The organism is Marinimicrobium sp. UBA4209 (assembly GCF_002381585.1).
Classification (GTDB): Bacteria; Pseudomonadota; Gammaproteobacteria; order Pseudomonadales; family Cellvibrionaceae; genus Marinimicrobium; species Marinimicrobium koreense.
In genome coordinates this window covers 2,532-11,782 of the sequence record NZ_DFTP01000087.1, presented here as the reverse complement: position 1 = coordinate 11,782, position 9,251 = coordinate 2,532, and the positions used below count along the sequence as shown (strand labels likewise).

The 9,251-nt window shown below is 62.2% G+C and carries 9 protein-coding genes and 1 riboswitch; of the genes, 3 read left to right on the top strand and 6 right to left on the bottom strand.

All coding sequences use genetic code 11. From position 1 onward, the window contains the following. Nucleotides 1-55 precede the first annotated feature (55 nt). The 6 genes from B3187_RS12625 to thiD all read right to left on the bottom strand — a co-directional run bounded on the left by B3187_RS12625 (nt 56) and on the right by thiD (nt 6,204). Nucleotides 56-634: a YqiA/YcfP family alpha/beta fold hydrolase gene (locus B3187_RS12625; RefSeq protein WP_286806845.1), complete on the bottom strand. Its 579-nt coding sequence runs from the start codon at nt 632-634 to the stop codon at nt 56-58. A 16-nt stretch (nt 635-650) separates the two neighbouring features. Further along, nucleotides 651-1,433, bottom strand: coding sequence for a 3',5'-cyclic-AMP phosphodiesterase (cpdA, locus tag B3187_RS12620; protein WP_286806844.1), 783 nt, complete (start codon nt 1,431-1,433; stop codon nt 651-653). Nucleotides 1,434-1,595: 162 nt separating this feature from the next. Continuing rightward, nucleotides 1,596-2,048, bottom strand: coding sequence for a DUF1249 domain-containing protein (locus B3187_RS12615; protein ID WP_286806843.1), 453 nt, complete (start codon nt 2,046-2,048; stop codon nt 1,596-1,598). A gap of 179 nt (nt 2,049-2,227) precedes the next feature. Further along, nucleotides 2,228-2,845, bottom strand: a complete 618-nt coding sequence (locus B3187_RS12610; protein WP_286806842.1) for an NUDIX domain-containing protein — start codon at nt 2,843-2,845, stop codon at nt 2,228-2,230. A gap of 558 nt (nt 2,846-3,403) precedes the next feature. Continuing rightward, nucleotides 3,404-5,299, bottom strand: a complete 1,896-nt coding sequence (thiC, locus tag B3187_RS12605) for a phosphomethylpyrimidine synthase ThiC (protein WP_286806841.1) — start codon at nt 5,297-5,299, stop codon at nt 3,404-3,406. Next, nucleotides 5,296-6,204 (bottom strand): bifunctional hydroxymethylpyrimidine kinase/phosphomethylpyrimidine kinase, encoded by a 909-nt coding sequence (gene thiD / locus B3187_RS12600; protein WP_286806840.1) that lies wholly within the window; start codon nt 6,202-6,204, stop codon nt 5,296-5,298. Before thiD ends, thiC begins: the two co-directional genes overlap by 4 nt. Before the next feature lie 84 nt (nt 6,205-6,288). Continuing rightward, nucleotides 6,289-6,388: riboswitch (TPP riboswitch) on the bottom strand. 200 nt (nt 6,389-6,588) lie between these two features. Between thiD and B3187_RS12595 the strand changes: the two genes are divergently transcribed. The 3 genes from B3187_RS12595 to B3187_RS12585 are packed head-to-tail and all read left to right on the top strand — an operon-like array spanning nt 6,589 to nt 9,232. Further along, nucleotides 6,589-7,968: a TolC family outer membrane protein gene (locus tag B3187_RS12595; protein WP_286806838.1), complete on the top strand. Its 1,380-nt coding sequence runs from the start codon at nt 6,589-6,591 to the stop codon at nt 7,966-7,968. 3 nt (nt 7,969-7,971) lie between these two features. After that, complete coding sequence (locus B3187_RS12590; protein WP_286806837.1) at nt 7,972-8,892, top strand: hydroxymethylglutaryl-CoA lyase; 921 nt, start codon at nt 7,972-7,974, stop codon at nt 8,890-8,892. 40 nt (nt 8,893-8,932) lie between these two features. Then, complete coding sequence (locus B3187_RS12585; protein WP_286806835.1) at nt 8,933-9,232, top strand: DUF2288 domain-containing protein; 300 nt, start codon at nt 8,933-8,935, stop codon at nt 9,230-9,232. Nucleotides 9,233-9,251: the final 19 nt, after the last annotated feature.

Sequence of the window (9,251 nt, the reverse complement as noted above, 5' to 3'; positions counted from 1 at the left end):
GTAGGGCGGATAAGCGCAGCGCATCCGCCGTTACCCAAACCTCTGCCATCCGCCGTTACCGCCCTTCCAGAAACGCCATCGCTTCGGGGATATACCGCTCAAAGCCCTGAAAACCGTGGTCGCCGCCGGGCTCGATCGTCTGCCTCGCGCCCTGGTATTTGGCCACCGCCTGTCGATAATCCAGGGTTTCATCCCCGGTCTGAACCAACAGCCACAGATTCTCGGGGTGGTTCAGCGGCTCGACCTCATAGGCCCGGATTTCATCCACATGGTGGGCGCTCAGGCGGTAGGTATCATCGGTGTGATAGCCCTTGAGGTCAACCTCCAGATAATCCGGCATGAACTGCCAGGGGCTGACCGCCGGGTTGATCAGTACCGCTCGGGCGCTGTATCGCTCGGCCAGCCAGGTGGCCCAGAAGCCGCCCAGGGAGCTGCCCATCAGGTACAGGGGGCCATTGGTATCGGCCAGGTTCGCCAGCTGCTCGGCCGCCAGGCGGGGATAAGGGGACAAGTGCGGACAACGGTAGTCGATGTCGGGGCGATGCTCGGCCAGCCACGCCTTCATTTGCCACGCCTTGAAGGAGGCCGGCGAGCTGAGAAAACCATGGATATAAATCAGACGAGGCGCGGACAAGCCCAAATCGCCACCATCAATAGCCAGCCGACTGATAGTCGATCTGGTACTTCTGGTCCTCTACCCGGGATACCCCGGTGTCCAGGCGGCCATCGTCGTGCAGGTCAAACCAGCGGTAACCGGGCATGGCCCGATCCACGGCAAACGACTCACTGCCCGGTTTAAACTGGATACAAGTGGCGGGTGTGGCAAACAGCTGCACCCCGTTGCGCTCGCCGTGATAGAACTGGTGCACATGCCCCCAGGAGACACCTTTCACCTGCGGGTGCGCATCAATGATGGCGAAGAAATCATCGGCATTCTTGAGGATGTATTCATCAATCCAGCGACTGCCTACCGGCACGGGTTGGTGGTGCAGCATGACGAGGGTTGGACGAGGGCCGTTACTGGCGAGTGTCTGGGACAGGAAATCCAGCTCGCTCTCCGCCAGGTGGCCGTATACCTGCCCCGGCACGGCGGAATCGAGCAGAACCACCAACCACTCCCCGATACTCATAACCCGAGACTCAGGCACAAAGTCGCTTTCCAGCTGGGCCATGATGGCCGCCGAATCGTGGTTGCCGGGCAACCATCCCAGAGGGACCGAAAAGTGTTTGCGAACCGTGGTCACAAAGCGACCGTAGCACTCTTCATGGGCATCGCTGGCAATGTCGCCGGTACACACCATGGCATCCACGGCCGTCTGCTCCCGGGCTACCAGGCGCAATACATCGTCCAGGCTCTGGTCGGTGTTCAACCCTAATAGTGAGGGGTCAGACAGCGGGCCCAAGTGGCAGTCGGTAATTTGAATCAGGCGCACGAACGTCTCGATAATCCGGTTGATTCTGCTTCTGGCCAGAGGACGGAGGTAGATTGAAGCGCCGTCGAATGGCCGAAGTTTTTTCGAGAATAACCACAAGTGGGAGGCGGTGCAAGACGCATGCGACCGGTGTCGGAACATTTATCAGAAAAATGTGATCTTCTACCAGACCGTTTCCAGAGAGTGCCCCTTCTCCAGACATAAGCCCAGCCATTCCCCCAGAAACCGGTTCAACTGGGCTTTTTCGTCCTGGTGATACATGGCCTGGTTGGGGTACTCGTAGCGCGGCTGCAACCGGCGATGCCGCTCCCAGGCCAGAACCTCCGCCAGCTCGGCATCCTGGTAGAGGCGGACCGTCAATTGCGGCGCGCGCAACCACTCCGCTCCCGGCTCATCCGCCTGGACCTGACTCAACTGGACGGTCGTGGTGTAGCGGGAGCACTCGATGACCGTCACGCGTGTCTGCCAGTGCCGCTCGCCGCTGACCACCGCGAACTGCCACTGCGCACCCGGCGTGAGCGAGTCCTCGGGCAACAGCTTGCGCAGACGCCAGTAGTTGGCCTCGCACTCCGCCAGCTGGCGCGACAGGTTCACTTTGTAACGGCTTTTGACCATGCTCGGTCGGTCTCCGAGTGAGTTTGAGTTTCCTGGTACGGCCCTCCCGACACCCACAATAAAAGCCTCTGGAGCGCACCGCTGAGAGGCGATGCACCCTGACACAATCATGGGTGGGGCAGTGGGTCGGCAACCCGGCCGCAAAGGACCTGGAACCCAGTCTACCAGAGTTTGCCGATTCAGCCTTGCTTCAGCCGGGCGTGGTTGAGCTGCAACCACTGCAGACACAGCAATACCGCGGCGCTGTTAAAGCGTCCATCATACAGGTGGGCGAACACCTCCGAAGCGGCCAGAACGTGGACCTTGATGTCTTCGTGCTCTTCGTCCAGCCCGTGAATACCACCAGCCTGACTGAGATCCGCCAGGCCGCAGAGGATGTGCATTTTTTCATCGCTGCCACCGGGGCTGGGCAGGTAGTTGGCGATATATTCCATATGGTAGGGCTCAACACCGGCTTCCTCGACGGATTCCCGACGGGCAACATCTTCGCAGGTTTCGCCGTCTTCGATCATGCCGGCAACAATTTCCATGCACCAGGGCCCGCCGGGTTCGGCCAGGGCCCCCGCGCGGAACTGTTCGATGAGGCCGACAGTGTCGTGTTTGGGGTCGTAGAGCAGGACCCCGACGGCGGGGCCACGCAGGAACAGCTCCCGGGAGAGCTCTCCGGTCCAGCCGCCCTGAAATAATCGGTGTTTGAGGGTGACTTTGTCGACCCGGAAGAAGTCTTTGTAGAGGGTTTCCCGCTGGGTGATCTGGACGTCGTCACGGGTGAAAGGGGGTTTTTGCCAGTGGGTCATGGTGGGCCTTTGAAGCTGGTGTTGGGCACTTTGTAGTTTGGGCGGCCCCGCCATCAGGTGGTCTGTTTCGGAAACGCGATGAATCCATCCATGGAGCTCCCTCGCTTCATCCCTGAAGCGAGGGTTCCAAAACAGACCACCTGACACCGGGTCCTTCGAGGTATATTCAGCCCCCTATACTACGTAGCCCGATACCATTCGGCCACCTTTTGATGGGGTGTAGGGGTTCGGAACGGCGGATGCGCCTTCGGCTTATCCGCCCTACACGACCTGCCGAGTTACCCGTAGGGCGGGATAAGGGCGTAGCCCGCATCCGCCGTTACCAAAACGTGAAGCAGCGTAGGGCGGACCGGTCCGACACATCGGAGCCGTAGGCGCATCCGCCGCTCCCATAACGTGACGCCACCACGGAGGGCGCGATGTCAGGTGGGTTGTTTCGGAACCCTCGCTTCAGGGATGAAGCGAGGGAGCTATAGGGACATATTCATCGCGGTTCCGAAACAACCCACCTGATAGCGCGCCCGGACCTTCTGGAGGATCCCGACTCAATCGTGGGAATCAAACCTTCTGATACAACTCCGCGCCCTGCTCGCGAAACTCCCGGGCTTTGGCCTGCATCTCGGCCTCCACATCCACCATGCGGACAGCCTCCTCGACCACCTCATTGCCCTGAGCCGCGGCGTAATCCCGCACCTCCTGGGAGATTTTCATGGAACAGAACTTGGGCCCGCACATGGAACAGAAGTGGGCCACCTTGGCCGACTCCTTGGGGAGGGTTTCGTCGTGGAAAGCGCGGGCGGTATCCGGGTCCAGGCCCAGGTTGAACTGATCTTCCCAGCGGAACTCGAAGCGCGCCTTGGACAGGGCATTGTCGCGCAGTTGCGCTCCCGGATGACCCTTGGCCAGGTCCGCCGCGTGGGCGGCGATTTTGTAAGTGATGATGCCGGTTTTGACGTCGTCCTTGTTGGGCAGCCCGAGGTGCTCTTTCGGGGTGACGTAACAGAGCATGGCGCAGCCGTACCAGCCGATCATGGCGGCGCCGATGCCCGAAGTGATGTGGTCGTAGCCCGGCGCGATGTCGGTGGTCAGCGGGCCAAGTGTATAGAACGGGGCTTCGCCGCAGACCTCGATCTGCTTGTCCATGTTTTCCTTGATCATCTGCATGGGCACATGGCCGGGGCCCTCCACCATCACCTGCACGTCGTGCTCCCAGGCGCGGTGGGTCAACTCGCCCAGGGTTTCGAGCTCGCCGAACTGGGCTTCGTCGTTGGCGTCGGCCACCGAGCCGGGGCGCAGGCCATCGCCCAGGGAGAAGGCGACGTCGTAGGCCTTCATGATTTCGCAGATGTCGTCGAAGTGGGTGTACAGGAAGTTTTCCTGATGGTGGGCCAGGCACCACTTGGCCATGATTGAGCCGCCGCGGGAAACGATGCCGGTCACCCGCTTGGCGGTCAGCGGCACATAGCGCAGGAGCACACCGGCGTGAATGGTGAAGTAATCCACACCCTGCTCCGCCTGCTCGATCAGGGTGTCCCGGAACACCTCCCAGGTCAGATCCTCGGCCACCCCATCGACTTTTTCCAGGGCCTGATAGATCGGCACCGTGCCAATGGGCACCGGGGCGTTGCGCAAGATCCACTCGCGGGTTTCGTGAATGTGTTTACCGGTGGACAGGTCCATCACGGTGTCCGCGCCCCAGCGGGTGCCCCAGGTGAGTTTGGCCACTTCCTCCTCGATGGAAGATCCCAGCGCGGAGTTGCCGATGTTGCCGTTGATCTTCACCAGAAAATTGCGCCCGATGATCATCGGCTCGGATTCCGGATGGTTGATATTGCAGGGAATGATCGCCCGACCCCGGGCCACTTCCGAGCGCACAAACTCCGGGGTGATCTCATCGGGAATGGCCGCACCAAAGGCCTCCCCGGGATGCTGTACCTCGCCCCGCTCCCGCGCCTGGGCCAGTGCCATATTCTCCCGGATGGCAATGTACTCCATCTCCGGGGTGATGATACCGCGGCGGGCGTAGTGCATCTGGGTGACATTCGCGCCAGCCTTGGCACGACGGGGCGGCCGGTGCAGATCAAAGCGCAGCGCTTCAAGCTCGGGATCATTCAGGCGCGCCTGGGTGTAGCGGGCACTGGCCTGCTCGAGCACCTCGGTATCGCCGCGCTCTTCGATCCACAGGCTGCGCAGTCCCGGCAGACCACGGCGCAGATCAATCTGTGCCTGGGGGTCCGAGTAGGGGCCGGAGGTATCGTAGACCCGTACGCTCGGATTGGCTTCCCCACCAAACTCCGTGGCGGTCTGGCTCAACGCAATTTCCCGCATGGGTACCCGCAAATCCGGGCGGGAGCCCTGGACGTACACTTTGCTGGAACCGGGGAGCGGCGCGACAGAATGGGGGTCCACCTGGGCCGAGCGGCTTAGCGGCGAAGGGTTGGCGGTATGACTCATAGCAGAGGTTCTCCGTGAAGGTGACTGGAAGATACAGAGCGCGGCACCGGGCCAGATGGGGCGCTGCGGGGGTCGACCAGAGGCGCAACGCCGTGATTCAGCGGGCCCGAACCCCGGCCAAGCCGCCAGTCGGCGGCGCTGACCAGCGCCCGGTGCACGTAATCTTTGGCGGCCCGAACCGAATCGGTCAGGCTGAGCCCCGAAGCCAGGTAGGCGGTAATGGCCGCCGACAGGGTGCAGCCCGAGCCGTGGGAATTGCGCGTGTCGATCCGGGGGCGGCTGAACACTTCCGAAAAGTCCGGGCCCAGCAACAGATCCTGCGCCAGCGGCCCGCTGCCGTGCCCACCCTTGAGCAGCACCGCTTTGGTGCCCAGCGCCAATAGCCGCTCGGCCTGGCGCCAGAGGCCGGCAGGGTCCGAGGCCAGAGGCTCGTTCAGCAGAGCGGCCGCTTCCATCAGGTTGGGGGTCAACAGGTCAGTGCGAGGCAGCAACTCCTCACGCAGGGTGGCTTCGGCGTCCCGGTCCAGCAGGCGGTCACCACTGGTGGCCACTATTACCGGATCGACTATCAGCGGCGTGTCGGCGCAATGCGCCAACGCCGTCACCACCGCTCGAAGCGTGGCGGCGTCGGCCAGCATGCCGGTTTTGATGGCTCGCACCGAAAAATCACTCAGCACTGAATCCAATTGCGCGGTGACGAACGTCGAAGGAACTGAGTGCACCGATTGCACGCCGAGGGTGTTCTGCGCGGTCAGCGCAGTCAGCGCGCTGCAACCGTACACACCGAGCGCGGCGAAGGTTTTCAGGTCGGCCTGAATACCCGCGCCACCGCCGCTGTCGCTACCGGCAATGGTCAGTGCCACCGCGGGTGCGGCGGGTCTGGATGGGTTCAAAAAGTCGTTCACGCGTTCCACTCCCGAAGACAGTGGCGCGGGAAACGTCAGCTATAAGCCATGAGGAGATAGAACAATGGTGGCAGGCACCAGAGAGGCTGTTGCGCTTTCGTTCCCTACGCCGGTATTAACCGGATCAGGTTCTACGGGTAAGATCTCAGCCAGCCTTTCAAGGCGGGCACCCCGACGAATGCGCCACAGTCTAGGCGAGTCATCCAGCGCTGTAAAGCGAGCGTATCCTCGGCGCCCGATGACAAACCCGGCTTACACGTTTTACCCTTTTTTACAACTTCATTCATGCACAGGCTCGACCTGCCGCAGCCGAGTGAGTAAACTCGCAGACTGCCTACCATTCGACGGTGCCCCAACTCTGGATTGCAACGGACAGGAACTCACATGAAAACAACCCGATCCCTCTGGTTTCTCGGTCTGATGGCCCTGGTGCCCTTTACGGCCAGCGCCAACTCGCTGTTGGACATTTATGAACTGGCGCTGGAAAACGACGCGCAGTTGAAAGCCGACGAAGCCGCCTACGAGGCGGGACTGGAAAACCGAACCCTCGGCCGCTCCGGCCTGTTGCCGCAGATTGATGCCCGGGTGTATTACACCGACAGCAGTCAGGACGCCACCGATAACACGGAAAATGTCACACGGGAGACCGAACGCGAGAGTTCCGGCTGGGAAATTTCCCTGAGTCAGCCGCTGTTCAACATGGCGGCGTGGTACAACTACCAGCGCGGCGGTACCCTGAGCGAGCTGGCCGAGGTGCAGTTTGGCGCCGATCAGCAGGCGCTGATCGTTCGGGCTGCCGAAGCCTATTTCAACGTTCTGCGCGCAGCGGACAACCTGGAAACCGCCCGTGCCGAAGAGAAGGCCCTGGAGCAACAGCTCGAGCAGACCCGTCAGCGCTACGAAGTGGGGCTGACCGCCATCACCGAAGTCCATGAAGCCCAGTCTGTGTACGACAGTGCAGCCGCCGCAGCTCTGCAGGCGCAGGGTGACCTGGGCATTGCCTATGAAGCGCTGGAAGTATTGACCGGCCGACCGCACGATGCGATTGCCCCCCTGTCAGACGACTTCCCGGTGGTGCGCCCGACGCCCTCCGACCGGCACGAATGGGTCGAATTTGCCCTGAAAAACAATTACGATCTCAAGGCCGCCCAGCTCAATACCCGGGCCTCAGAGCAGACCGCCAAGGCCGCCAAGTCACAGCACCTGCCCACCCTGGGCGCCTCGGCGACCTACAGTGATACTGCTAACGAGGGTTCCCAGTACTTCGGGGGTGCAGTTTTTGATAGCGACGATGACTCAGAGGGAACTAGCATCACGCTTAGCCTGAACGTACCGCTGTATTCCGGCGGCCGCACCTCCGCCGAGCGTCGCCAGGCCAGCTCTCAGTACCTGCAGGCTCGCGCCGAGCAGAACCGCGCCGAACGCACCGTGATCCAGTCGGCCCGCGCCCTGCACCTGTCGGTAGAAACCGGCGTGGCCCAGGTCAAGGCCCGCCAGCAGGCCATTGTTTCCGCCCAGAGTGCCCTGGAAGCCACCCAGTCCGGCTATGAAGTGGGTACCCGGAATCTGGTGGAAGTACTGCTTGCCCAGCGCGCGGTGTACCAGGCCGAACGCGATTACCAGAACGCGCTGTACGACTACATCATCAACAGCTTTGAGCTGCGTCAGGTCGCCGGCATGTTGACCCCCGCCGATGTACAGCAGATCGACCGCTCTCTGAGCCACGCGGAAATGCTGCGGCGCAGCGATTTCGACATCAACTGATCCGTGGTTGAGCAACACCCCCAACGCCCCACGCGGGTCCGGCTGATCGAAGTCGGCCCGCGTGACGGTCTGCAGAACGAAACCCACCCCGTCCCGCTCACCGCCAAACACCAACTCCTTGAGGATCTGGCGGACGCCGGGCTCGACTATCTGGAAGCCGGCAGCTTCGTTCATCCCCAGCGGGTACCGCAGATGGCGGACAGCGATGCGCTGTTCCAGGCCATGAACCGCCGTCCGGGCGTCACCTACGCCGCCCTCACCCCCAACATGAAAGGCCTGGAGCGGGCACTGGCCGTCGGCGCTGATGAAGTGGCCCTGTTTGCCGCCGCCTCGGAAACCTTCAGCCAGAAGAACATCAACTGTTCCATCGCCGAGAGCCTGGGGCGGTTCGCGCCGGTAATTGCCGCCGCCACCAACGCGGGCCTCCCGGTGCGCGGCTACATTTCCTGTGTGCTGGGCTGCCCCTATGAGGGCGCCGTTACCCCCGGTGCCGTACTGACACTGACGCGAGAGCTACTGGCCATGGGCTGTCGGGAAGTCTCCCTGGGCGACACCATCGGTGTCGGCACCGCGGGCGATACCGAGCGGCTTCTGGCGCACCTGCTTCCGGAAGTCGGGCCGGAACGACTGGCCGTGCACTTTCACGACACCTACGGTCAAGCGCTGGCCAATATTCTGGTGGCGCTGAATGCCGGTATTGCCACCATCGACAGCGCCGTGGCCGGCCTGGGCGGCTGCCCATTCGCACCGGGGGCCGCCGGGAATGTGGCCACCGAGGATGTGGTCTACCTGCTCAACGGCCTGGGTATCGAGCACGGCGTGGACCTGGACAAGCTCATCCTGGCCGGAGAGCGCATCTGTTCCGTGCTGGAACGGGACAACGCCTCCCGCGCGGCCCGCGCCTATCGCAACCGTCGCACCTGACGGTTTTGTCTGAACCGACTGATCAAGACCCCCTTACATTATGACTGACGATTCTTTACCTCTGGAAGCGACCCTGAATCTGGAAACGGCCACCATCCCCTGGCGAGAGCTACAGCGTTTTTTCGCCGCCGGTCGGGCCATTGCGGTGGCCCCGGAGCTGGATCTGGTAAAAGTGGGCGCGGAGCTGTCCCGGGATAATGCCGATCAGTTCAAGGCCTGGATGGAGGAAGGCAAGGTGGATGCGGTCAGCGACACCCAGGCGCAGGCATGGTTTGAGGCCGATGCCGAGGTTTGGGCTCTGGTGATCAAGCCTTATGTTTTGGTGCAGGGACACGAGTAGTCACGCCCGGCAATTTGGG

Excerpts from the sequence above, each read along its gene's own strand:
- B3187_RS12610 (WP_286806842.1), bottom strand. The coding sequence starts at position 2,845 with ATGACCCACTGGCAAAAACCCCCTTTCACCCGTGACGACGTCCAGATC.
- B3187_RS12615 (WP_286806843.1), bottom strand. The coding sequence starts at position 2,048 with ATGGTCAAAAGCCGTTACAAAGTGAACCTGTCGCGCCAGCTGGCGGAG.
- B3187_RS12595 (WP_286806838.1), top strand. The coding sequence starts at position 6,589 with ATGAAAACAACCCGATCCCTCTGGTTTCTCGGTCTGATGGCCCTGGTG.
- B3187_RS12585 (WP_286806835.1), top strand. The coding sequence starts at position 8,933 with ATGACTGACGATTCTTTACCTCTGGAAGCGACCCTGAATCTGGAAACG.
- thiC (WP_286806841.1), bottom strand. The coding sequence starts at position 5,299 with ATGAGTCATACCGCCAACCCTTCGCCGCTAAGCCGCTCGGCCCAGGTG.